Here is a 22,500-nt window from a genome sequence, read left to right as displayed (position 1 = left end):
AATCGTTTGAGTACCGTGCATAATTCCCCAGTGACTTTGCATTTACAGTGCGTGCGCATGCCCAACAATCTTGGTTACAGTGCGCACCAACATCGACCACAGGAATGGGCCATGACCGACAAGAGCCAACAATTTGCCAGCGACAACTATTCCGGCATCTGCCCGGAAGCCTGGGCCGCCATGGAACAAGCCAACCAAGGCCATCAACGCGCCTATGGCGATGATGAATGGACCCACCGCGCCGCCGACGGTTTCCGTAATCTGTTTGAAACCGACTGCGAAGTGTTCTTCGCCTTCAACGGCACCGCCGCCAACTCGCTGGCGCTGTCGTCCTTGTGCCAGAGCTACCATAGCGTGATTTGCTCGGAAACCGCCCACGTCGAAACCGACGAATGCGGCGCGCCGGAGTTTTTCTCCAACGGCTCCAAGCTGCTCACTGCACGCACCGAAAACGGCAAGCTGACCCCGGAATCGATCCGCGAGATCGCCCTCAAGCGCCAAGACATTCACTACCCCAAACCGCGCGTTGTCACCCTTACCCAAGCCACCGAAGTCGGCAGCGTGTACACGCCGCAAGAAATCCGCGCCATCAGCGCCACCTGCAAAGAGCTGGGCCTGAACCTGCACATGGACGGCGCGCGCTTCGCCAACGCCTGCGCGTTCCTCGGCTGCTCGCCTGCCGACCTGACCTGGAAAGCCGGTGTGGACGTGCTGTGCTTTGGCGGCACCAAAAACGGCATGGCCGTGGGTGAAGCGATCCTGTTCTTCAACCACACACTGGCCGAAGACTTCGACTACCGCTGCAAACAGGCCGGCCAGTTGGCGTCGAAAATGCGCTTCCTCTCGGCGCCCTGGGTAGGTTTGCTGGAAAACCACGCCTGGCTCAAACACGCACGCCACGCCAACAGTTGCGCGCAATTGCTGAGCAGCCTGGTGGCGGATATTCCCGGCGTGGAATTGATGTTCCCGGTGCAGGCCAACGGCGTGTTCCTGCAACTCTCGGAAGCCGCCATTGAGGCGCTGACGGCCAAGGGCTGGCGCTTCTACACGTTCATCGGCAAAGGCGGCGCGCGCTTCATGTGTGCGTGGGATACAGAGGAAGAGCGTGTCAGGGAATTGGCCGCGGACATTCGAGAAGTGATGGGCGCCTGACAGTCACCCCTGAACAAAAGTGGGGGGGGGCTTGCTCCCGATGGCGGTGAGTCAGTTACATGAATTCTGACTGACAGACCGCCATCGGGAGCAAGCCCCCTCCCACATTGGACTGTCCCGCATTAAAGGGGTGGGCAGGTCACGAAGAATACTGGCGAAATGCCGAGACTGTTATTTGGTATTTCTGACAGAAGCGCGCCGCACATTCATCGTCTAGCCTCTTGGAACCCGAAAGGAAAAGGCCGCTGCAGCGGCCACCCTTTCGGGACACTGCCTGCCGAATATTCGGCTGGAAACGGAAATCCAGTAGAGAGCCAGACCCATGGAATATGAATGCATCAGCAACGCTCGGCAAAACGACGGCACGCTCAGCAACACAGTCATTGACTGGGATGAGTTCAGGAAACTCGCAAAAGTCGGTGACACCATCAAAGAACCGTCGAGGACGCTGAAGGTCTACGATAAAGTCTATGAAATGACAGCATCAGGCCAGCACTTCGTCGTGCACGTCTACGCCCAGTAACCCTTAGCCACCTGAACTGTGGGAGGGGGCTTGCTCCCGATGGCGGTGGGTCAGTTACATGAATTCTGACTGACGCACCGCTATCGGGAGCAAGCCCCCTCCCACACTGGATCGTGGTTAATTAGAACTCGATGCGCACGTCGCCCTTGGGCACGCTGCAGCACGACAGGATGTAGCCTTCGGCTTCGTCTTCTTCGGTGATCCCGCCGTTGTGGTCCATCTCGACCTCGCCCCCCAGCTTCATCACCTTGCACGTTCCGCAAATGCCCATGCCGCAGGCTTTGGGGATGAGCAAACCCAGCTTGGCCGCTGCGGCGTGCACCGTCTCGCCCGGCGCCACGCGGATGCTCTTGCCGGAGGCAATGAATTCGACCTGGTGCAGGTCGGCCAAGTCTATTTCCGGCGCGTCGGCGGCTTGCTCGGCTTGCTCAACCGCGTCGGCACGCGCTTCGGGCGGTGTGGCGCCGAACGATTCCTCGTGGTACCGCGCCATGTCGAAACCGGCCACTTCCAGCAGCCGTTTCACCGCGTTCATGTAGGGCGTAGGGCCACAGCAGAACACTTCGCGCTCAAGAAAGTCGGGCACCATCAATTCGAGCATCTTGTGGTTCAGGTAGCCGCGATAACCGGCCCAGGGCTCACCCAAGCCGTGCTTCTCGCAGATCAGGTGCAGGCTGAAGTTGTCGATCCGCGACGCCATGTGCTCCAGCTCGCGGTGGTAAATGATGTCTTTGGGTGAGCGCGCACTGTGGACAAAGGTCATGTCGACGTTGGCGTTGGTGTCGTAATACCAGCGCGCCATGGACATCACCGGCGTGATACCGACGCCGCCACTGAGGTAAAGCACTTTGGGGTTGCTGAAATCGATGGCATTAAACAGCCCAACCGGCCCGTGCACCGCCAGCTCTTGCCCTTCCTGCAGGGTGTCGTGCAACCAGTTGGAGACCTTGCCACCGGGCACGCGTTTAATGGTCACCGAGAAGCTGTACGGCACCGAGGGCGAGCTGGAAATAGTGTAAGAACGCATGATCGGCTGGCCGTCGATTTCCAGCTCCAGCGTGACGAATTGCCCCGGCTTGAAAAAGAACAGGATCGGCTGGTCGGCCATAAAGCAAAAGGTGCGCACGTCCCAGGTTTCCTGGATGACTTTGACGCAACGGACGATGTGCCGACCATTCGCCCAAGTCTGGGTAGTGACCGGATTCAGGAAGCTGTTGGACATGCTGTTCTCCGCAGCCGTAGGTCGGCCTCATGGTGGCGATTCTGCGTAACGCGCGAACCACCCATTTACCTATCTGCGACATTCACATACTTATCGCGACCAGCCCCCATGGCACTGGGGTTGCGCGTCGGGAACAGAGTGGGCCATGTCGCTCATGGATAAGGTTCGGCGCATCGGCGGCCCCACACTCGCTCCCAACCAAGACACTTTCTTTACGCCTTGCTGCAAAACCTGATTAGTCACTTATCGCGGCCACCCAGAATGGCCTTGAGGACACACACGATGGACGTCACCGCAACCTTAAGCTTGGGCGATCCGCTGGAACCCGCACGCAAGGCCACCGCACAGATGTTGCAAGAGCGCGAGCGCACATTTTCGCTGCCGCAGCCGTTTTACTCTGATGAGCGGCTGTTTGATATCGACATGCAGGAGATCTTCCAAAAAGAATGGCTGATCGCCGGCATGACCTGCGAGATCCCCACCAAGGGCAACTACCTGACCCTGCAAGTGGGCAAAAACCCGATCATCGTGATCCGTGGCGCCGAGGGCGTGGTGCATGCGTTTCATAACGTGTGCCGCCACCGTGGCTCGCGCTTGTGCACCAGCGACAAGGGCAAGGTGGCAAAACTTGTGTGCCACTACCACCAGTGGACCTACGAGCTGGACGGCCGCCTGCTGTTCGCCGGCACCGAGATGGGCGCCGACTTCGACATGCAGCAATATGGCCTGAAGCCTGTGAACGTGAAGACCGCCGGCGGTTACATCTTCATCAGCCTGGCGAAGAACCCGCCGGCCATGGATGACTTTCTGTCGACGCTGAACCACTACATGGAACCCTACGACATGGAGAACACCAAGGTGGCGATCCAGACCACCTTGTTCGAAAAAGCCAACTGGAAACTGGTGCTCGAAAACAACCGCGAGTGCTACCACTGCAACGCATCGCACCCGGAACTGCTGAAAACCCTGCTGGAATGGGACGACGTCACCGACCCGCGTGCCGACCAGGCGTTCAAGGACCACGTTGCCGCCTCGGCCGCGGCCTGGGACGCCGAAAAAATTCCGTACGCCCACGCCAGCTTCGGCCTGCGTAACCGCATCGTGCGCATGCCATTGCTCAAGGGCACCGTGTCGATGACCCTGGACGGCAAACAGGGTTGCGCCAAGCTGATGGGCCGCATCCAGAACCCGGACCTCGGCTCGATGCGCATCCTGCACCTGCCGCACTCGTGGAACCACTGCATGGGCGACCACATTATTGTGTTTACCGTGTGGCCGATCAGCGCGCAGGAAACCATGGTCACCACCAAGTGGATCGTGCACAAGGATGCCGTGGAAGGTGTGGATTACGACGTTGAACGCATGCGTAAAGTCTGGGACGCCACCAACGACCAGGACCGCCGCCTGGCTGAAGAGAACCAGCGCGGTATCAACTCCACCGCCTACCAGCCGGGGCCGTACTCAAAAACCTATGAGTTTGGTGTGGTGAATTTTGTGGACTGGTACAGCGAGCGTTTGCTGAGCAACCTCGGCGCCGCGCCCGCGCCTTACCTCAAAGGCGTGGCCGTACACGAATAACCGACCCACCAGCGATCAAAAAAGTGTGTGTGGGAGCGGGCTTGCTCGCGATAGCGATCTGTCAGTCGCCAGATGTACTGGCTGACACACCGCCATCGCGGGCAAGCCCGCTCCCACCGTTGAATCGCGCGGGTGTTCAATAATTGATCAACTTCGTTGCAGGCCGCTGAAAACCTGCCCTGCAGCCTTTGCCCAACAACTTATCCACAAAGCCACCCACAGTAATTGTGGGCAAGTGCGCGTCTCTGTTGAAAATAGTCGAAGAAAATCCGTGACTTATTAAAGTTGTCGGATTCCATCAGCAATTGATCACTTATTAACCAAACCACCAAGAAGCCCGTATTACTTGGCCTGTAGCACTACGCGAACACCTTATCCACAGAAGCACCAACAGACTTTGGGGGCAACTTCGGCACGACTGTGGAAAACCACCTGAACCCTTCAGATTCCGGGGGTTTACAGCCCGTGAACAAGGTAAATTACGCAAATTGATCATATTTTGACCACCTCACTGAAAGCCACGTTCTATAAGGCCTGCAGACGATAGCGAACATCTTATCCACAGAAGCGCCAACAGACTTTGGGGGCAAGTCTGTGTATGGGAATTAAGTTATTCACGGAAAAAACCAGTAAAAACCGTCAGTTAGTCTGGTTGTTTTTCGTACAGAGGGATGCAGGGCTTGGTTTTAAGGGCCTGTGGACAGTCGCAAACAGGTTATCCACAGGCGGATCAACAGGGATTGTGGGTAAGCCCTTCCCACCGGGGATTAGCGCACCACGCCTTCTTCGATAAGCAGCTTGAGGATGGCTTGGGCACCGTCTTCAGCGCTGAGCCCCTTGAGCACTTGCCCACCGCCGCCACTGGCCTTGGCGGTCGCGGCTTTCATGCGGTCGGCGCCGCTCTTGGCCTTGATCACTTTAAGGCGCTTGGGCCGAGGCTTGGCCGGTTGCAGCTGCGCGCCTGTGAATAACTCGTCTGCTTCTATCTCGACCTCATGCGCCGCCAGCACGCCACGCTGTGCCGGGCCGTAGGCGCTTTGCCGGGGTTTGGGCGCGGCGTTATCCACCGTGGCCAGAAACGGCAAACGCACTTTCAAGCGGCGCCGCTGCCCACGCGGCAACGCCTGCAGCACATGCGCAACGCCGCCATCGATGGACTCAACCTGCGCCAGCCCGACAATCAATGGCCAGCCCAATTGCTCCGCCAGCAGGAACGGCAACATGCCCGAACCCTCGCCGGTTTCTGCCTGGCTGCCGGTGAGCACCACGTGGGCGCCGGCGTCGCGCAGGTAATCACTCAGCGCCGGCAAGGCGTCCGCGCCGGCCGGCTGTTCCAGCACGTGCAACTGTGGCAAGCCCATGCCCAAGTAGCTGCGCAAGGTCGGCTCGTGGATGTTGCCGGCGTGCAACACCTGCAACTTATCCCCAGCCAGTTGCAGCCCCAGCTCGACGGCGCGGGCGTCTTGCTCGGCGCGGCGCGGGCGCCCGGACGTGGGGTGGGCACCGATGGAAACCAAGCTGATTACATGAGTGTGCATAACCTTGTCCTTTGCTTAAGCCGCGTCGCGCTTGGCGCCGTTGCGGTAGGCCTCGACCGCAGCGATCAAGGCTTGCAGAATCGCGGCGCTGTCGCCGATTACCGACAGGTCGGCACGCTTGATCATGTCGCAGCCCGCGTCGAGGTTGATCGCCACCACCTTGTCGCAGGCACCGATGCCTTGCAGGTGCTGGATCGCCCCGGAAATCCCCACGGCCACGTAAACCCTTGCCGTGACCCACGTGCCGCTGGCGCCAACCTGGCGATCACGCGCCATAAAGCCATCGTCCACCGCCACGCGTGAGGCGCCTTCGGTGGCGCCCAGCGCGGCGGCGGCCCGGTGGAACAGCGGCCAGTCCTGCACGCCGTTGCCGCCAGAGAACATGAATTCGGCCTCGGCCATCGGAATCGCCGCCGGGTCCACCGCCACGGCCCCAAGGTCTTCGATACGCGGCAAGCTGCGCGCCAGGGCTGTGGATAACGCCACCGGCAACACTTCGTGGCGCGTGTCGCTGACCGGCTCGGCACATTCGACGGCGGCCAGAATCAGGCGTGGCAATGGCCGCGCCAAATCTTCCTGGCCCGCACCGGCGCGGCCGATGCACGCTTCGCCATTGACCTGCCACACCCGTGTGGCCGGGCGCTCTTTGAGGCTAGCGGCAAAACGTCGGCCCAGCTCGCCACCGCCGCTGCGGCTGTCGGGCAGCAACCAGTGGCGCGGGCTGAACTGGTTATCCACAGCCCGCAAGCCGTGCACACGTTGCTCCGGTGAATAACCGTCGAATGCGTGGCCTTCCAGCACCAGCAGGCGATCAACCCCGGCCGTGGCGAAGGCGCCTTCTTTGTGTTCGCCAAACACCACCGCCAACACCGCGCCGTCGCTGCCCGCGAGTTGCCGCGCGAGGCCCAGCACGTCGCGGTCGTGGCTGCTGAGGCGGCCGCCGACCATGTCCGGCACCACGCTGATGTAAAACGCCGGTGCAAGCACCTGGTGCAACGGCAACTGCACTTCAACAGCGGCCGAGCGCTTGGCCGCGCCGCCTTGCTGGGCGCCGCTGCGGTCGATGCGCTTGATGCCGTTGGGGCCGATAAAACCGACGCCGTGCGGGTTTTTGCGGATGATGCCGTTCGGCCCCATCCAATGCTCTTGCACCGGCTGCATCGCCGCATGCAGCGGGTGCAGGCGGTTACGCGCGATCCATTCGGCGCGTGGGTCGCGGCGGATAATCTCGCTCATCAGTGCACCTCCGCAGGTTCAAGCCTGGCAGGGGCTTTGGCAGGCGCTGCGTCTTCAAGCAACGCCTCGGCCACCAGCTCGGCAATGTCCTTGATCAATGGGCGCGGCTCAACCACGCCTTCAAGCATCGCCGTGCACTGTGGGCAACCCACGGCCACCAGTTCGGCGCCGGTTTCGCGGATGTCGTCCATGCGCATGTCGGGAATACGTTGCTTGCCGGGAATATCAGTGATCGGCGCACCGCCACCGCCGCCACAGCAGCGCGAGCGCAAACCCGACCGTTGCATTTCCTTGACCTCAATGCCCAGCGCGCGCAGCACTTGGCGCGGGGCCTCGTACTCGCCGTTGTAACGGCCCAGGTAACACGGGTCGTGGTAGGTAACGCTGTTGCCCTTGTGCTGGCCGAGGTTCAACGCGCCGTCGCCGATCAGCTCGGCCATGAACGTGCTGTGATGCTGCACCACGTAGTTGCCGTTGAACGCGCCGTACTCGTTTTTCAGCACGTGAAAGCTGTGCGGGTCACAGGTGACGATCCGCGTGAAGCAGTACTTTTCCAGCGTCTGGATATTGCGCGTGGCCAGCAGTTGGAACGTCGCTTCATCGCCAAGGCGCCGGGCCACATCGCCGCTGTCGCGCTCCTCCAGGCCGAGCACCGCGAAGTCGACCCTGGCGGCTTTCAGCACTTTGACGAAGGCGCGCAAGGTGCGCTGGTTGCGCATGTCGAAGGCACCGTCGCCGACCCAGAACAACACGTCGGCGCTGCCCTTGTCGCTGAACAATGGCAGGTTCAAATCCGCCGCCCAGTTCAGGCGACCACCGGGTGCAAAGCCGCCGGGGTTGTCGGTGGCGATCAGGTTTTCCAGGACTTCGGCGCCCTTGTTCGGCGTGGCGCCTTTTTCCAGGGTCAGGTAGCGGCGCATGTCGACGATGGCGTCGACGTGTTCGATCATCATCGGGCACTCTTCCACGCACGCGCGGCAGGTGGTGCACGACCACAGGGTTTCGGCGTCCACCAGGCCGTTGACGATCGGCTGGTGCGGGTTGCCGCTGTGTTCGCCGATGGGTTGTCCTGGATACGGGCTGCCGGCGAACTTGGCATCGGTGCCGCCGGCCAGGCCGACCACCATGTCCTGGATCAGCTTTTTCGGGTTCAGCGGCTGGCCGGCGGCGAAGGCCGGGCACGCGGCCTCGCACTTGCCGCACTGCACACAAGCGTCAAAACCGAGCAGTTGGTTCCAGGTAAAATCCTTGGGTTTTTGCACGCCCAGCGGCGCGCTTTTGTCGGTGAGGTCCAACGGTTTTAAACCGGTCGAACGGCCGCCACCAAAACGCTCGGCGCGGCGGTGCCAGGCCAGGTGCAGCGCGCCGGCGAAGGCGTGTTTCATCGGGCCGCCCCAGGTCATGCCAAAGAACATCTCGCTCACGCCCCACAACACACCCACGCTGAGCAGTGCTGCCAACAACCAGCCGCCGAAGTCAGCAGGCAGAATTCCGGCCACCGGCAACGTCACCACAAAGAAGCTCAGCGAGAACGCCATCAGGCTTTTCGGCAGGCGCATCCACGCGCCTTTCGACAGGCGCGACGGCGGGTTGCGCCGACGCAGGTAGACGAAGGTGGCGCCGACAAACATCAGTAGCGAGGCCAGCAGCAAGGCATAGCCGAGGATGCGGTTATGCAGGCCGAAGCCGTGCACCAGAATCGCCAGCAGCGCCGACAACACAAAGCCCAAAGCGGTAGCGACGTGAGTATTGGCGATGTATTTATCGCGGGCGACCACGTGGTGCAGGTCGACCATGTAGCGCTTGGGCATCGCCAGCAGGCCGCCGAGCAGGTCGACTTTGGACGCGCGGCCACGGCGCCACAGGTTCACCCGGCGCAGTGCGCCGAGTGCTGCGAGGCCCAGCGCCGCAAACAGCAGAATAGGCAGCAAAGTGTTCAACATTGAGGTGACCTCAAGCGGCAAGTTTCAAGCTACAAGCGGCAAGTCAAAGCGATCACCCATTGCTCTTTCTTGTTGCTTGAAGCTTATGGCTTGCGGCTGTTTTCAGAAATCCTTGCACAGGCGCAGGGCGTCATAGATCGCAGCGTGGGTGTTGCGCTGCGCCACACAGTCACCGATGCGGAACAGCAAGTAGCCTTCACCCGCCTCGCTCAGGCACGGCTGCGGCTTGATCGCGAACAGCGCTTCGATGTCCATCTGGCCCTTGTTGCGCGAGCCGCCTTTAAGCGCGTAGTAGATCTCTTCATCCGGGCGCACGCCGTTTTCCACAACCACCTGATCGACTACCCGCTCCTCTTTGGCGCCGGTGTATTCGTTCTCCAGCACTGCCACCAGTTTGTCGCCTTCGCGGTAGACCCTTTCCAGCATCATGTCGCCGGTCATGATCACTTCTTTCGGGTACATGCTGCGGTAGTACGTGGGGAATGACGTACCGCCGATGGCCACGCCGGGCTTGATGTCGTCGGTGACGATCTCGACCTGGCTGCCTTTGTCGGCAAGGAAGTCCGCCACCGACATGCCGGTGAATTCGCAAATGGTGTCGTACACCAGCACGTTTTTGCCCGGCGCGACTTTGCCGTCGAGCACGTCCCAACTGCTCACCACCAGGCCTTCAGCCGCGCCCCAGTGTTCGTTCTGTTCCAGGAACGGATGCCCGCCCACCGCCAGCACCACCACATCCGGGCGCAGGTCGAGGATCGCCTCGGCATTCGCCGCCACGCCCAGGCGCAGGTCGACGTTAAGTCGTGCCAGTTCAAGCTGGAACCAGCGGGTGATCCCGGCGATCTGATCGCGCTGCGGCGCCTTCGAAGCCGTGGTGATTTGCCCACCGATAAAGTCTTTTTTCTCGAACAGCGTCACGTCGTGGCCACGCTCCGCCGCTACGCGTGCAGCTTCCATCCCGGCCGGGCCGGCGCCGACCACCACGACGTTGCGTTTAGGCCCGCTGGACTTTTCGATGATGTGCGGCACGCCCATGTACTCACGCGAGGTCGCGGCGTTCTGGATGCACAACACGTCGAGGCCTTGGTACTGGCGGTCGATGCAGTAGTTGGCGCCGACGCACTGTTTGATCTGGTCGATCTGGCCCATCTTGATCTTGGCGATCAGGTGCGGGTCGGCAATGTGCGCACGGGTCATGCCGACCATGTCCACATAACCGCCTTCCAGAATGCGCGTGGCCTGGTTCGGGTCCTTGATGTTCTGCGCGTGCAGCACCGGCGCCTTGACCACTTCCTTGATACCGGCGGCCAGGTGCAAAAACGGCTCCGGTGGATAACTCATGTTCGGGATCACGTTGGCCAGGGTGTTGTGGGTGTCACACCCCGAGCCGACCACACCGATAAAGTCGAGCATGCCGGTGTCGTCGTAGTACTTGGCGATCTGTTTCATGTCCTCGTGGGACAAGCCGTCCGGGTGGAACTCATCACCGCACAGGCGAATGCCCACGCAGAAATCCGCGCCGACTTCAGCGCGCACGGCCTTGAGTACTTCCAGGCCGAAACGCATGCGGTTTTCAAAACTGCCGCCCCATTCATCGGTGCGTTTGTTAACCCGTGGGCTCCAGAACTGGTCGATCATGTGCTGGTGCACCGCCGACAGTTCCACACCGTCGAGGCCACCGGCTTTGGCCCGCGCAGCGGCGCTGGCGTAGTTGCCGATTACGCGCCAGATCTCTTCCGGCTCGATGGTTTTGCAGGTGGCGCGGTGCACCGGCTCGCGAATGCCCGACGGCGACAGCAGCGTCGGCCAGTGCTCGCCATCCCAACGCGAGCGACGGCCCATGTGGGTAATCTGAATCATGATCTTGGCGCCATGCTTGTGCATGGCATCGGCCAGGTTCTGGAAGTGCGGGATGATCCGGTCATCGGCCAGGTTCACCGATTTCCACCAGCCTTGCGGGCTGTCGATGGCCACACTGGAAGACCCGCCGCAAATCGCCAGGCCAATACCGCCCTTGGCTTTCTCTTCGTAATACTTCACATAGCGGTCGGTGGTCATGCCGCCGTCGGTGGCATACACCTCGGCGTGGGCGGTACTGAGCACGCGGTTGCGAATGGTCAGTTTGCCGATCTGGATCGGCGCGAACATTGCTTCGAAAGCCATGGCAGGGTTCCTCGACTTACAACGGCTTGACGGTGAACAGGCCGTCATCATGGCCTTCTTCGGAGCCGCCGTAGACTTGCTCGGCCACGGTGCGGATTTTGCTGCCGCGAGCTTCAAGGATCTGATCCATCGCGCCGGCAAACCAGCCGGTGAACATGTAGTCGACTTTGCGCCCGACCTTGCCGTACACGTAGACGAACGCCGAGTGTTCCAACTTGACGCTGGCGGTGCCTTTGTCGAGGTCGATGTCCTGGATCTTGAACAAGCCCCAGCCGCGTTGCGACAGGCGTTTCATGTAATGCTCGAATACCGCAACGCCTTCCAGGCCGTGGCATTCGGCTTCTTTTTCACACCAGTGCCAGGCGGATTTGTAGCCGGCCTTGTAGAGAATGTCGGCGTAGGCATCGGCGCCGAGTACCTCTTCGATCCCCATGTGGTTGTTGACGAAAAAATGGCGCGGCACGTACAGCATCGGCAGGGCGTCGGAGGTCCAGACACCGGTTTCGCTGTCGACTTCGATAGGCAATTGCGGGGCGATCTTGGCCATGGAAACTTAACTCCAGAAAATTCGGTTTCAGTGCTTAGCAAAGCTTTTGTTTTGCTCTTATAAACAAGCCGTGTGAATGACTTTGGAGCCGTAGCGAGCACGTCGAGAGCAAGGAAGGACCGGAGCGACAAGCGAGACAGTACGGTACGTACGGCAAGTTTGGCGCGAGGACCTGACGCAGCTATCGGCGAGCGGAGTAGGCTCCAGAGTTATTTATTGGCCCCAAACGTCGTGTAGGACACTCACCCAGTTCTCGCCCATGATCTTGCGCACCACGCGTTCGCTGTGGCCGCGCCGTAGCAGGGTTTCGGTGAGGTTCGGGAACTCGCCCACGGTGCGGATGCCCAGCGGGTTGATGATTTTGCCGAAGCTGGTCAGGCGGCGCGCATAGCCCTTGTCATGGGTCAGCATTTCGAAGAAATCCTGGCCATGGCCCTGGGTGAAGTCGGTGCCGATGCCGATGGCGTCTTCGCCGACGATGTTCATCGTGTATTCAATGGCTTCGGCATAGTCGTCGATGGTCGAATCGATGCCCTTGGCCAGGAACGGCGCGAACATGGTCACGCCGACAAAACCGCCGTGGTCTGCAATAAACTTGAGTTCTTCATCGGACTTGTTGCGCGGGTGCTCTTTAAGCCCCGAAGGCAAGCAGTGCGAATAGCACACCGGTTTTTTCGATTCGAGGATGACTTCTTCGCTGGTTTTGGAGCCCACGTGGGACAGGTCGCACATGATGCCGACGCGGTTCATTTCGCCGACCACTTCGCGGCCAAAGCCCGACAGGCCGCCATCGCGTTCGTAGCAACCGGTGCCGACCAGGTTCTGGGTGTTGTAGCACATCTGCACTACGCCCACGCCGAGCTGCTTGAAGATCTCGACGTAGCCGAGCTGGTCTTCAAACGCATGCGCGTTCTGGAAGCCAAAGATGATGCCGGTCTTGCCCAGCTCCTTGGCCTTGCGAATGTCGGCGGTGGTTCTGACCGGAATCACCAAGTCGCTGTTCTCACGGATCAGGGTCTGGCTGGCGACGATGTTATTGACAGTGGCCTGGAACCCTTCCCACACCGACACGGTGCAATTGGCGGCGGTCAGGCCACCTTTGCGCATGTCCTCGAACAGGTCGCGGTTCCACTTGGCAATGATCAGCCCGTCGATAACGATGCTGTCGGCGTGCAATTGCGCTGGGCTCATCAGGCGTCCCCTTATTGGCGATTCATGCGCCGAATCGTCTGCCGGCGCTTTGGGCCAGCATATGCCCAGGGGCAACCTGAGCCGGGTGCAAAAACGACAGGGGAATTGCCGAAAGCGTCAATCCACGACAAAGCGCATGAAGACACGTCTGACTGGCGACTGTTCTTTGTCTTACGCTTGAGCCAGAATTCCGCATCACCTGATATGAGACGGCGCAATGAAATCGATTTTCCTGGCTTTGGCACTCATCGCAACCGGCGTTCACGCGGCCGAAGACACCGACAACACGCCGTGCGATGGCATCGAAAACGACAAACAAACCCTGGAATGCGCGACCTACAACAAAACCACCGCCGAACAATTGCTCAAGGACAACTATCAAGGTTTGCTGGAACGCATGGGCTCGGCCTATGCCGGCAACAAGTCGCAACTGGCCGACATTACCGCTCGTCTGAAGGACGCCCAGCAAAAGTGGGAAAAACTGCGCGATGCCGATTGCGCGGTGGACACCTTCCCGGCGGTGAATGGCAGCAAGGACTATGCGATTCAACAGAATGATTGCCTGGCGCGGATGAGTGATGAGCGGTCCGAGTTTTTGGAGTCGATCGGCCAGGAATAACCCCACGAACGTGTTTGCATCTGCGCTGGCAAGGCACCTGTCAACTGTCAGTTCTCACAGTTTACGGTGTGCCACGCGGCGCCTATGTTCAGCGGATGATACGGATTATCCGATCATCAAGGATTTACTCCAAGGAGCTGATCATGCTGACTCGACACGTCATTCCCCAAACCTGCGCAACCCCTTCCCAAGGCACCCTGAGCGCCAGTATTGGAACGTCCCCAGCCCTGACGCTAACGGCTGAAGGCCTCAATTTCGCGCGGGATTACTACACAACCGACCGTCAGATGCGTACGACGCTCTCGGCGTTGGAACGCCTGCCCGATATGGTTCATGGTGTCGAGATTACCTTTCTCAGCACGCTAACCGATGGCAGGTATGCGATTGAAGATAAGAAGGTGAGTGCCGTTTATTGGCAATTATTGGTAGAAAACGATGAATCGGTTTTTTACACCCATGATGCCGACTCAGGCTCTATCAGCTTGGCCTTCTCTGACGCGCTTGAGACCGTCGAAGGCGCCTTCAGCTTCAAGTCGACTAACCCGGACGGGAGCATCCTGGTGATCGACGGCGGCAAATTTAACATCGTAGGGCGCGACGACCTTACGTTGTAATAGATAGAGCCGGCTAACGTCGTTCGGCTAGCGCTAATGGGTAACTGATTGCCTGCTATGACACGCAAGCGCAATAAGGGACAATCCGCTGCCCATTTGCGCGCATCACGACTAAGGCCACTCATGACTATTTGCGGCATCGAAATCAAAGGCAGCGAAGCCATTATCGCTGTCGCCTCCCAAGACGGCCTGGCGCTGACCCACGTCGCCCTGGCCACCAAGAAAATCGCCCTCGAAGACGATGATGAGGCGGCCAACGTCAAAGCCTTCGCTGCCCAGGTGAAAGCTTTCGTGCAAGAACACGCCATCACTCGTATCGCGATCAAAAAGCGCAGTAAAAAAGGCGAATTCGCCGGCGGCCCGACAACGTTCAAGATTGAAGGCGTGTTTCAACTGCTGGACGGCGTTGACGTGACGCTGCTGTCGCCGCAAACCCTCAACGCGCAGAACAAGAAACACAACTTTGAACTGCCGGCCACGCTGAACAAATATCAGCATGAAGCCTACAAAGCGGCGTGTTCGGCGCTGGTTAAAAAGTAATCCACGCCAAACATCAGCGCAGGAACGATCACCGCTAGAAGGCTTTCCATACCGATGTGAGGGCAGTAAACACCTGCGCGCTCAAGGTTTTATCGACATCAAGGTGAGTACAACGCGGGCTCCATGTCGATAACGCGTCCAAGGTCTGCTCGATGTAGAGCGCAGGCTCGAGGAAGCTGAACGGCTCGCACACCTTCATGATCGCCTTGCGCGACGGCTGACCAGAACCTGAAAACGCGCTGGTATGCTCATTGCCGCGACCGCTGGTATTGGCAAACGTCAGGTCATATGCCGGAGCCAGTTGCCAGCCTGCGGGCGAGCCAAAGAACGAGAAGTGTTTTGCGTGATCGTCACGATTGTGGGCCAGTGCGTTGAAGAGACGTTCGCCAGCCAATCAGCGTCATACGAAAAATAAATGCCCCTGCCACGCGCGTCGACCAGTTCACCGACCTTCGAACCTTGCAACATGACATGCAGCGCATTGACCGGTTTCATCGACGACCTCGAAGCCTGGTTTGAGTTTTCAGTTCTTGAAGGCTGAGTGGCGGTGGTGCACTGAACAAATTCGCCAGTTGCGACCCGACACCTAAACTCGTCGCGATCAGCAGCATGGCATCCAGGGAAACCTTGCCGGTGGTTTCAAAGCGTTTGAGCGTCGACTCGTTGACTCCGGACTGAGCGGCCAGTGCCCGACGAGACAGGTTTTTGCTCAGCCGCAGCGCCTTGGCATTGCGGGCTATCTGCAAGGCGATCTCACCAGGGGAGTAGAGGCTATGAGTAAGGGCCATGGTGCGACCTCAGACAAGTGTAGCAACCGCGAGGCTGGCACATAAAATAAAGGACAATATATAGCCTATATTTGGCAATTTATGCCAATAAAAGACAATATATTATCTATTATTTAAAACATTATGAACAATTGACGTACCCCTTTTCACGCCCTTGTATGGCAGGGGCTTGCCTGCGATGACGATCAAAAAAGTGAGCCCCAGCACACTTCAATGTGGGAGGGGGCTTGCTCCCGATACCGTCGGGTCAGTCACTTGTTGAATCAGCAACTGCACCGTCATCGGGAGCAAGCCCCCTCCCACATTTGAGATGTATTGCCTTTCAGTTGGGTGTGCGGCGCTTGTGCTGCAGCCAGTCGCCGAAGGATTTGTCTTCCAGCGCATAACCGCCTCGGCTCGACTTCCACACCAGTTCCTTGTCGCGCAGGGCATCGATGCAGGCCTGAATGGTTTGGGTGCCCGGCACTACGTCGCTGCCCATGGCCTCCAGCGCCTGGCTGACCGCCGTAATCGTACTGTCGGTGAACGGCGCGAACGGCTCGTTGTTTTGCGAACGCGCCACCATCACTTCCAGTACCGCACGCTGCGCGATGGTGAGATTGTTCCAGGCGCTTTCGAATTCGGTCCACACGCCTGCGCGCAGCAGTTCGGCGCGGCTGTGCAGCAGTTGGCCCAAGTTGCTCGCCTCGCCGAGTTCCAGCGCGACTTCACCGATGATGGTGCGCAGCATCTCCGGGCGACGCCCGACCAGCTCGAAGGCCTGGTCGATGTCGGCGGGGTTGAATTGATTGGTCTCGGCCAGGTGCGCGTTGAGGTGCACGGTGTAGGCCTGGGTGAACTCTTTGCCGAGCAAGGGAAATGGCGTGATGCTGGAGCCGAAGAACGGTTGGCTTTTAACCAACACCAAATGCGCGAGTTTGTCGCGGTTGGAGCCGGTAAACACCAGGCGCAAACCACTGCCCTCGCCTTCCCGGCCTTGGTTGAGCTGATCGCGCGCAGCCTTCAGGGCAAACATCGCGTTTATGCCCGCGTCGGTAGTCAGCGCATGCTGGGCTTCATCAATCACCAGCACCACGGTTTTGCCGGCAGCGTTGTGTAGCAACTCCAGGGCCTGCGTCAGGGTCGCGCCGACCGGGAGTTGGGGTTTGGTGAAATCCCAGGACAAGGTGCGCAGGAAGCTGAGTTTTTCGATGCCGATGTTCTTCGCCAGTTTGCGGATGCCCTTCTCAAACGGTACCAAAGCCCCGGCAATCGCACTGGCGATCAGGTCGGCGGGGTCTTGCTCCTTGTCGGCCCACAGGTCGACATACACCGCCAGCCAGCCGAGTGCCTGGCATTCAGGGATCAGGTCTTCGCGTAAAAAAGTACTTTTGCCGGTGCGGCGCGGCGCCGCGAGAAACAGGCCAGAGGTAAAATCCTGAATACCGGCCCCCACCAGGCCGTCGGCAATGCTGCGTGCCAGGGCGGGGCGGCGGAACACAAAGCCGCTGTGAGTCGACATACTTTTATACTCAATTATGGAAAGGACTATAAATTATACCTTCGAGTATAAAACACTATAATTCGCCATCAAACCACCTCCCGTCGCCGATCCTCCCGCGGGCACTTGGCAAACTTGGCCCTGTAGCTGCGCGTGAAATACGACGGCGATTCAAACCCGCAGGCGATGCTCACTTCCAGCACGCTCAGGTCGCTCTGGCGCAACAGCTGCCGGGCTTTTGCCAGGCGCAGGCCAAGGTAGAAATTGCTCGGAGTGTCGTTCAAATGCAGGCGAAACAGCCGCTCCAACTGGCGGCGGGTCACGTTGATCGCTTCGGCCAGCGCCAACGTGCTCAGCGGCGGCTCGGTGTGTTGTTCCATCTCGCCGATCACTTGCACGAGTTTTTTGTTGTTGATGCCGTAGCGCGTGGCGATTTGCATGCGCTGGTGGTCTTTGCGTGGGCGGATACGCCCGAGCACGAATTGTTCCGAGACCTGAATCGCCAGCTCAGCGCCATGCGCCTGGGCGATCAGGTCGAGCATCAGGTCAATGCAAGCGGTGCCACCGGCGCAGGTGATGCGGCGGCGGTCGATCTCAAACAACTCCTGCGTCACGCTCAGGTGCGGATAAGACTCCTTGAAGGCCTCGATGGCTTCCCAGTGCAACGTCAGGCGGTAGCCGTCGAGTAAACCGGCTTCGGCGAGCACGCAGGCGCCCGTGTCGATGGCGCCGAGGGTCACGCCTTCGTGGTCGAGGCGGCGTAGCCACTGCCCCAGAGCGGGCGTGGCGAACTGCAGCGGTTCGAAGCCTGCGACCACCAACAGCGTCGCGCCTTTTTTCAGCGGCTCCAGCGCGGCGTCGGCGTTGACCGACATGCCATTGCTCGCCAGCACCGCGCCGCCGTCGGCGCTCAAGATGTGCCAGCGGTACAGCTCGCCGCGAAAGCGGTTGGCCACTCGAAGCGGTTCCAGCGCAGAGATAAAACCGATGGCCGAGAAGCCCGGCATCAGCAAAAAGTAGACATCCTGGGGCATGGTGGCGCTCTCGTCGGGCGGGCAGCGTGGCACTGTGATACTCCCGTTAATGCGCGGTTTCAAGGGGGCAGGTCGCTGCAGTGCAAGAGCGGGTCGCCGCCGTGCGTTTTGCCGGGCCGGAAGGTACGTAACTTGATCCCACGGCGCACGAAGACGCCGGCCCCCACAATAACCAGCTGCCGAGGGATTCACCATGAACCGACTGATCAGCCGCTGCGTGCTGGCACTCAGCGCCAGTGCCATTTTGAGCACCAGCGTTTTAGCGGCCGACGCAGAATCCTGCCGAAACGTGCGCATGGGCGTGGTGAACTGGACCGACGTCATCGCCACCAGCGCCATGACCCAGGTATTGCTCGATGGCCTCGGCTACAAGACCAAACAAACCAGCGCCTCCCAGCAAATCATCTTCGCCGGCATCCGTGACAAGCGCCTGGATATGTTCCTCGGCTACTGGAACCCGTTGATGACCCAAACCATCACGCCGTTCGTGGAGGCCAAGCAGGTCAAAGTTCTCGATAAACCCAGCCTGCAAGATGCCCGCGCCACCCTCGCCGTGCCGACTTACCTGGCGGACAAGGGCCTGAAAACCTTCGCCGATATTGCCCGGTTCGAGAAAGACCTCGGCGGCAAGCTCTACGGCATCGAGCCGGGCTCGGGCGCCAACACGCAGATCAAGGCAATGATCGCCAAAAACCAGTTCGGCCTGGGCAAGTTCCAACTGGTGGAATCCAGCGAAGCCGGCATGCTCGCCGCCGTCGACCGCGCGGTGCGGCGCAAGGAAGCCGTGGTGTTCTTCGGCTGGGCGCCGCACCCGATGAACGTCAATGTGGCGATGACTTACCTCACCGGCAGCGACGATGCCCTTGGCCCGAACGAAGGCATGGCCACCGTGTGGAGCGTGACGTCGCCGACCTACGCCGAGCAGTGCCCGAACGTGCACAAACTGCTGACCAACCTGACCTTCACCGCCGCCGACGAGAGCCGCATGATGCAGCCGTTGCTGGACCACAAAGACCCGCTCGAGTCGGCCAGGCAGTGGCTCAAGGATCACCCGCAAGACCAGCAACGCTGGCTCGAAGGGGTGACCACCTTTGACGGCAAACCGGCTGCAGCCAACCTGCAATTGACCCTCAAATAATTTTTTTCTGAAGCACCGTTTCGCGGTCACTGGCGACCGCGAACGGCATCATCACGCCTGTAAGGAACCCAACGCATGAACCACGACGTCATCATCACCTGCGCACTCACCGGTGCTGGCGACACGAGCGCCAGAAGCCCACACGTGCCGGTCACGCCCAAACAAATCGCCGCCGCCGCCGTTGAAGCCGCCAAGGCCGGTGCCACCGTGGTGCACTGCCACGTGCGTGACCCGCACACCGGCAAGTTCAGCCGTGACGTGGCCTTGTACCGCGAAGTGATGGAGCGCATCCGCGAGGCCGACATCGACATCATCGTCAACCTCACCGCCGGCATGGGCGGCGACCTGGAGATAGGCGGCGGCGAAAACCCGATGGCGTTCGGCGCCAACACTGACCTGGTTGGCCCGCTGACGCGCCTGGCGCATGTGGAAGCGCTGCTGCCGGAAATCTGCACGCTGGACTGCGGCACCCTGAACTTCGGCGATGGCGACAGCATTTACGTGTCCACTCCGGCGCAACTGCGGGCGGGTGCCAAGCGCATTCAGGCGCTGGGCGTTAAGGCCGAGCTGGAAATTTTCGACACCGGCCACCTGTGGTTCGCCAAGCAGATGATCAAGGAAGGCCTGCTCGACAACCCGCTGTTCCAACTGTGCCTGGGCATCCCATGGGGCGCCCCGGCTGACACCACCAGCATGAAAGCCATGGTCGACAACTTGCCCGCCGACGCGGTGTGGGCAGGCTTTGGTATCGGCCGCATGCAAATGCCGATGGCAGCGCAAGCGGTGCTGCTCGGCGGCAACGTGCGAGTCGGCCTGGAAGACAACCTGTGGCTGGACAAAGGCGTGCTCGCCACCAACGGCCAACTGGTGGAGCGCGCCAGTGAAATTCTGAGCCGCTTGGGCGCGCGGGTCATGACGCCTGCAGAAGGCCGAATCAAGATGGGCCTGACCCAGCGCGGCTGAGCCAGGCACAACAAAACCCTGTGGGAGCCGGGCTTGCCCGCGATGGCGGTACACCCGCCACTGAATATGCCAACTGACACACCGCTATCGCAGGCAAGCCGGCTCCCACCTTTGGATAGGCTTACACATTGAATCACCGAATTATTCAGGGAATGTCGACATGCGCTTTATCACCGAAATCAAAACCTTCGCCGCGCTGGGCAGCGGTGTCATCGGCAGCGGCTGGGTATCGCGCGCCTTGGCCCACGGCTTGGACGTGGTCGCCTGGGACCCTGCCCCCGGCGCCGAAGCAGCGCTGCGCAAACGCGTCGCCAACGCGTGGGGCGCCCTGGAAAAACAGGGCCTGGCAAACGGCGCATCGCAAGACCGCCTGCGCTTTGTGGCCACCATCGAGGCGTGCGTAAAAGACGCCGACTTTATCCAGGAAAGTGCCCCGGAACGCCTGGACCTGAAACTCGAACTGCACAGCAAAATCAGCGCGGCGGCCAAGCCGAATGCGCTGATTGGTTCGAGCACCTCGGGGCTGTTGCCGAGTGAATTCTACGAAGGTTCCACCCACCCTGAGCGCTGCGTGGTGGGCCACCCGTTCAACCCGGTTTACCTGCTGCCGCTGGTCGAAGTGGTCGGCGGCAAACATACGGCGCCGGAGGCAATTCAAGCGGCGATAAAAGTATATGAATCGCTCGGCATGCGCCCGCTGCATGTGCGCAAGGAAGTGCCGGGGTTTATCGCTGACCGTTTGCTCGAAGCGCTGTGGCGTGAGGCCTTGCACCTGGTGAATGACGGCGTGGCGACCACCGGCGAGATCGACGATGCGATCCGTTTTGGCGCAGGCTTGCGTTGGTCATTTATGGGCACCTTCCTCACTTACACCCTCGCGGGCGGTGACGCTGGCATGCGCCACTTTATGGCGCAATTCGGCCCGGCGCTGCAGTTGCCGTGGACCTACCTGCCGGCGCCGGAATTGACCGACAAACTGATCGACGATGTGGTCGACGGCACCCGTGAACAGTTGGGTGACCACAGCATTTCGGCACTGGAGCGCTATCGTGATGATTGCCTGCTGGCAGTGCTGGAGGCGGTGAAAACCACCAAAGCCAAGCACGGCATGACCTTCGCTGATTAACCGTTGTTGATTTCCTGTGGGAGCTGGCTTGCCTGCGATAGCGGCGGTGAGTCGTACATTGCTATCGCAGGCAAGCCAGCTCTCACATTTGACCGAATACATAGCCGGAATTTATGTGATGCCTGCACTGACGACTTACACCACAAGAATCCACCCCGACTGGGTGGACTACAACGGCCACCTGCGCGACGCGTTCTACCTGCTGATTTTCAGCTACGCCACCGATGCGTTGATGGACACGCTGGGGCTGAACAGCGAAAACCGTGAAGCCAGCGGGCATTCGCTGTTCACCTTGGAGCTGCATCTGAATTACCTGCACGAAGTGAAACTCGGCGCCAGCGTTGAGGTGCATACCCAACTGATCGCCCACGATGCCAAGCGCCTGCACCTCTATCACAGCTTGCATCATGTGGGCGATACAACGGCGCTGGCAGGCAACGAACAGATGCTGCTGCATGTCGACCTCGCGGGGCCGCATTCGGCGCCGTTCACCGAGGCCACGCGGGGGAAACTCGCGGCCATGCACACTGAACAAGCCGACTTGCCGCGCCCCGCCCTCCTCGGCCGCATTATTGGCTTACCGCCAACCCGCCAGAAAGCGACCTGCTCATAGCCATCCGAGCCATGCGTTGATTCTGCGCTTGCCGACCGGCCAAAGGCCTACCAGAATCCAGCTCAGCTCCCGCTCCCTACACCAGGATAAACGTCATGATGCACGCGGATTTGATTGACCAGGATGACCTGCTGGGCCAACTGCGCTCATTGGGTTTCGAAGTGCCCAGCGGCGCCAGCGCCGAGCAGGCCTGCGAGTCTGCGGTACGCGGTTTGGACGAAGCACGCGCCGAGGCGCTCAAGCGCATGGTCGAGCAGATGTACACCGGCAGCGCGACGATTTTACCGGCGGTGAGGCAGGCGATTGATCAGCGGTTGTTGCCGGCGTTGGGGCAGTTCAAGCAGAACGCTGGCGCCTGACAGATCGCTATCGCGAGCAAGCCCGCTTGTATGGTTAGACTTGTAGGGGTGGTGGGACTAAAAGCCAGCATCTGACTCTAGCCAGTACAGACCGTGGGAGACTTCGCCCCACCCCTTCACCCAAAACGCCGAT

23 protein-coding genes (1 of these 23 only partly in view) are annotated in these 22,500 nt (G+C 60.2%); 11 read left to right on the top strand and 12 right to left on the bottom strand.

Annotation, left to right across the window (positions count from 1 at the left end; translation table 11 throughout):
- A protein-coding gene (locus ACOZK9_RS26835) for a TraX family protein (protein WP_421556946.1) crosses the window boundary here: on the bottom strand, positions 1-21 show its start. Its footprint begins 708 nt before the window's first position; the window shows 21 of its 729 coding nt (coding positions 1-21); its start codon is at positions 19-21; its stop codon lies beyond the left edge, outside the window.
- Positions 22-111: 90 nt separating this feature from the next.
- Between ACOZK9_RS26835 and ACOZK9_RS26830 the strand changes: the two genes are divergently transcribed.
- Together ACOZK9_RS26830 and ACOZK9_RS26825 are read left to right on the top strand one after the other, a co-directional pair.
- Positions 112-1,152: a threonine aldolase family protein gene (locus ACOZK9_RS26830; RefSeq protein ID WP_058415197.1), complete on the top strand. Its 1,041-nt coding sequence runs from the start codon at positions 112-114 to the stop codon at positions 1,150-1,152.
- 322 nt (positions 1,153-1,474) lie between these two features.
- A complete protein-coding gene (locus tag ACOZK9_RS26825) occupies positions 1,475-1,675 on the top strand; it encodes a hypothetical protein (RefSeq protein WP_421556945.1) in 201 nt (66 codons plus the stop codon).
- 121 nt (positions 1,676-1,796) lie between these two features.
- Here ACOZK9_RS26825 and gbcB read toward each other — a convergent pair whose 3' ends face one another.
- A complete protein-coding gene (gene gbcB, locus ACOZK9_RS26820) occupies positions 1,797-2,897 on the bottom strand; it encodes a glycine-betaine demethylase subunit GbcB (RefSeq protein ID WP_058415196.1) in 1,101 nt (366 codons plus the stop codon).
- Between the two features lie 282 nt (positions 2,898-3,179).
- On the opposite strand from gbcB, the gene gbcA reads away from it, so the two are divergent.
- Entirely contained in the window at positions 3,180-4,475 is a 1,296-nt protein-coding gene (gbcA, locus tag ACOZK9_RS26815; RefSeq protein ID WP_058415195.1) for a glycine-betaine demethylase subunit GbcA, read from the top strand.
- Positions 4,476-5,242: 767 nt separating this feature from the next.
- Here gbcA and etfB read toward each other — a convergent pair.
- The 6 genes from etfB to ACOZK9_RS26785 all read right to left on the bottom strand — a co-directional run bounded on the left by etfB (position 5,243) and on the right by ACOZK9_RS26785 (position 13,093).
- Positions 5,243-6,013, bottom strand: coding sequence for an electron transfer flavoprotein subunit beta (gene etfB, locus ACOZK9_RS26810; protein WP_421556944.1), 771 nt, complete (start codon positions 6,011-6,013; stop codon positions 5,243-5,245).
- A gap of 15 nt (positions 6,014-6,028) precedes the next feature.
- Positions 6,029-7,249, bottom strand: coding sequence for an electron transfer flavoprotein subunit alpha (etfA, locus tag ACOZK9_RS26805; protein ID WP_421556943.1), 1,221 nt, complete (start codon positions 7,247-7,249; stop codon positions 6,029-6,031).
- Complete coding sequence (gene dgcB, locus ACOZK9_RS26800) at positions 7,249-9,192, bottom strand: dimethylglycine demethylation protein DgcB (protein WP_421556942.1); 1,944 nt, start codon at positions 9,190-9,192, stop codon at positions 7,249-7,251. Before dgcB ends, etfA begins: the two co-directional genes overlap by 1 nt.
- Positions 9,193-9,294: 102 nt before the next feature.
- Positions 9,295-11,355, bottom strand: a complete 2,061-nt coding sequence (dgcA, locus tag ACOZK9_RS26795) for a dimethylglycine demethylation protein DgcA (protein WP_421556941.1) — start codon at positions 11,353-11,355, stop codon at positions 9,295-9,297.
- Between the two features lie 16 nt (positions 11,356-11,371).
- Entirely contained in the window at positions 11,372-11,902 is a 531-nt protein-coding gene (locus tag ACOZK9_RS26790; RefSeq protein ID WP_058415190.1) for a 4-vinyl reductase, read from the bottom strand.
- A 213-nt stretch (positions 11,903-12,115) separates the two neighbouring features.
- Positions 12,116-13,093, bottom strand: coding sequence for a dipeptidase (locus ACOZK9_RS26785; RefSeq protein ID WP_152749748.1), 978 nt, complete (start codon positions 13,091-13,093; stop codon positions 12,116-12,118).
- A gap of 217 nt (positions 13,094-13,310) precedes the next feature.
- Between ACOZK9_RS26785 and ACOZK9_RS26780 the strand changes: the two genes are divergently transcribed.
- The 3 genes from ACOZK9_RS26780 to ACOZK9_RS26770 all read left to right on the top strand — a co-directional run bounded on the left by ACOZK9_RS26780 (position 13,311) and on the right by ACOZK9_RS26770 (position 14,866).
- On the top strand, positions 13,311-13,712 hold the full coding sequence (locus ACOZK9_RS26780) for a lysozyme inhibitor LprI family protein (protein ID WP_058415188.1): 402 nt from the start codon (positions 13,311-13,313) through the stop codon (positions 13,710-13,712).
- A gap of 143 nt (positions 13,713-13,855) precedes the next feature.
- Positions 13,856-14,326 (top strand): hypothetical protein, encoded by a 471-nt coding sequence (locus ACOZK9_RS26775; protein WP_122250965.1) that lies wholly within the window; start codon positions 13,856-13,858, stop codon positions 14,324-14,326.
- 123 nt (positions 14,327-14,449) lie between these two features.
- Positions 14,450-14,866 carry a DUF3010 family protein gene (locus tag ACOZK9_RS26770; protein ID WP_058415186.1) on the top strand — a complete coding sequence of 139 codons (417 nt, stop codon included), beginning with the start codon at positions 14,450-14,452 and terminating at the stop codon, positions 14,864-14,866.
- Positions 14,867-14,900: 34 nt separating this feature from the next.
- Here the strand turns inward: ACOZK9_RS26770 and ACOZK9_RS26765 are convergent, their stop codons facing one another.
- The 4 genes from ACOZK9_RS26765 to ACOZK9_RS26750 all read right to left on the bottom strand — a co-directional run bounded on the left by ACOZK9_RS26765 (position 14,901) and on the right by ACOZK9_RS26750 (position 18,168).
- Positions 14,901-15,260, bottom strand: a complete 360-nt coding sequence (locus ACOZK9_RS26765; RefSeq protein ID WP_421556940.1) for a HipA domain-containing protein — start codon at positions 15,258-15,260, stop codon at positions 14,901-14,903.
- A gap of 97 nt (positions 15,261-15,357) precedes the next feature.
- Positions 15,358-15,654 (bottom strand): helix-turn-helix domain-containing protein, encoded by a 297-nt coding sequence (locus ACOZK9_RS26760; protein WP_058415184.1) that lies wholly within the window; start codon positions 15,652-15,654, stop codon positions 15,358-15,360.
- 322 nt (positions 15,655-15,976) lie between these two features.
- Positions 15,977-17,155, bottom strand: a complete 1,179-nt coding sequence (locus ACOZK9_RS26755; protein ID WP_421556939.1) for an ATP-binding protein — start codon at positions 17,153-17,155, stop codon at positions 15,977-15,979.
- 68 nt (positions 17,156-17,223) lie between these two features.
- On the bottom strand, positions 17,224-18,168 hold the full coding sequence (locus ACOZK9_RS26750) for a GlxA family transcriptional regulator (RefSeq protein WP_421556938.1): 945 nt from the start codon (positions 18,166-18,168) through the stop codon (positions 17,224-17,226).
- A gap of 193 nt (positions 18,169-18,361) precedes the next feature.
- Here ACOZK9_RS26750 and ACOZK9_RS26745 point away from each other — a divergent pair, with 193 nt between their 5' ends.
- The 5 genes from ACOZK9_RS26745 to ACOZK9_RS26725 all read left to right on the top strand — a co-directional run bounded on the left by ACOZK9_RS26745 (position 18,362) and on the right by ACOZK9_RS26725 (position 22,367).
- Positions 18,362-19,306: a choline ABC transporter substrate-binding protein gene (locus ACOZK9_RS26745; protein ID WP_421556937.1), complete on the top strand. Its 945-nt coding sequence runs from the start codon at positions 18,362-18,364 to the stop codon at positions 19,304-19,306.
- Between the two features lie 75 nt (positions 19,307-19,381).
- Positions 19,382-20,269, top strand: coding sequence for a 3-dehydrocarnitine:acetyl-CoA trimethylamine transferase CdhC (gene cdhC / locus ACOZK9_RS26740; protein ID WP_152749742.1), 888 nt, complete (start codon positions 19,382-19,384; stop codon positions 20,267-20,269).
- Between the two features lie 160 nt (positions 20,270-20,429).
- Positions 20,430-21,395, top strand: coding sequence for an L-carnitine dehydrogenase (locus ACOZK9_RS26735; protein ID WP_152749740.1), 966 nt, complete (start codon positions 20,430-20,432; stop codon positions 21,393-21,395).
- Positions 21,396-21,513: 118 nt separating this feature from the next.
- Entirely contained in the window at positions 21,514-22,008 is a 495-nt protein-coding gene (locus ACOZK9_RS26730) for a thioesterase family protein (protein ID WP_058415178.1), read from the top strand.
- Between the two features lie 95 nt (positions 22,009-22,103).
- Positions 22,104-22,367 carry a hypothetical protein gene (locus ACOZK9_RS26725; RefSeq protein ID WP_099234768.1) on the top strand — a complete coding sequence of 88 codons (264 nt, stop codon included), beginning with the start codon at positions 22,104-22,106 and terminating at the stop codon, positions 22,365-22,367.
- Positions 22,368-22,500: the final 133 nt, after the last annotated feature.

It is taken from the genome of Pseudomonas kitaguniensis, assembly GCF_049199985.1.
GTDB classification, from domain to species: domain Bacteria; phylum Pseudomonadota; class Gammaproteobacteria; order Pseudomonadales; family Pseudomonadaceae; genus Aquipseudomonas; species Aquipseudomonas kitaguniensis.
Note: the sequence above shows the minus strand (reverse complement) of the source record. Positions and strands in the feature narration are given on the sequence as shown.

Coding starts and splice junctions, on each gene's coding strand:
- ACOZK9_RS26830 (WP_058415197.1), top strand. CDS start 112: ATGACCGACAAGAGCCAACAATTTGCCAGCGACAACTATTCCGGCATC.
- ACOZK9_RS26825 (WP_421556945.1), top strand. CDS start 1,475: ATGGAATATGAATGCATCAGCAACGCTCGGCAAAACGACGGCACGCTC.
- gbcB (WP_058415196.1), bottom strand. CDS start 2,897: ATGTCCAACAGCTTCCTGAATCCGGTCACTACCCAGACTTGGGCGAAT.
- gbcA (WP_058415195.1), top strand. CDS start 3,180: ATGGACGTCACCGCAACCTTAAGCTTGGGCGATCCGCTGGAACCCGCA.
- etfB (WP_421556944.1), bottom strand. CDS start 6,013: ATGCACACTCATGTAATCAGCTTGGTTTCCATCGGTGCCCACCCCACG.
- etfA (WP_421556943.1), bottom strand. CDS start 7,249: ATGAGCGAGATTATCCGCCGCGACCCACGCGCCGAATGGATCGCGCGT.
- dgcB (WP_421556942.1), bottom strand. CDS start 9,192: ATGTTGAACACTTTGCTGCCTATTCTGCTGTTTGCGGCGCTGGGCCTC.
- dgcA (WP_421556941.1), bottom strand. CDS start 11,355: ATGGCTTTCGAAGCAATGTTCGCGCCGATCCAGATCGGCAAACTGACC.
- ACOZK9_RS26790 (WP_058415190.1), bottom strand. CDS start 11,902: ATGGCCAAGATCGCCCCGCAATTGCCTATCGAAGTCGACAGCGAAACC.
- ACOZK9_RS26785 (WP_152749748.1), bottom strand. CDS start 13,093: ATGAGCCCAGCGCAATTGCACGCCGACAGCATCGTTATCGACGGGCTG.
- ACOZK9_RS26780 (WP_058415188.1), top strand. CDS start 13,311: ATGAAATCGATTTTCCTGGCTTTGGCACTCATCGCAACCGGCGTTCAC.
- ACOZK9_RS26775 (WP_122250965.1), top strand. CDS start 13,856: ATGCTGACTCGACACGTCATTCCCCAAACCTGCGCAACCCCTTCCCAA.
- ACOZK9_RS26770 (WP_058415186.1), top strand. CDS start 14,450: ATGACTATTTGCGGCATCGAAATCAAAGGCAGCGAAGCCATTATCGCT.
- ACOZK9_RS26760 (WP_058415184.1), bottom strand. CDS start 15,654: ATGGCCCTTACTCATAGCCTCTACTCCCCTGGTGAGATCGCCTTGCAG.
- ACOZK9_RS26755 (WP_421556939.1), bottom strand. CDS start 17,155: ATGTCGACTCACAGCGGCTTTGTGTTCCGCCGCCCCGCCCTGGCACGC.
- ACOZK9_RS26750 (WP_421556938.1), bottom strand. CDS start 18,168: ATGCCCCAGGATGTCTACTTTTTGCTGATGCCGGGCTTCTCGGCCATC.
- ACOZK9_RS26745 (WP_421556937.1), top strand. CDS start 18,362: ATGAACCGACTGATCAGCCGCTGCGTGCTGGCACTCAGCGCCAGTGCC.
- cdhC (WP_152749742.1), top strand. CDS start 19,382: ATGAACCACGACGTCATCATCACCTGCGCACTCACCGGTGCTGGCGAC.
- ACOZK9_RS26735 (WP_152749740.1), top strand. CDS start 20,430: ATGCGCTTTATCACCGAAATCAAAACCTTCGCCGCGCTGGGCAGCGGT.
- ACOZK9_RS26730 (WP_058415178.1), top strand. CDS start 21,514: ATGCCTGCACTGACGACTTACACCACAAGAATCCACCCCGACTGGGTG.
- ACOZK9_RS26725 (WP_099234768.1), top strand. CDS start 22,104: ATGATGCACGCGGATTTGATTGACCAGGATGACCTGCTGGGCCAACTG.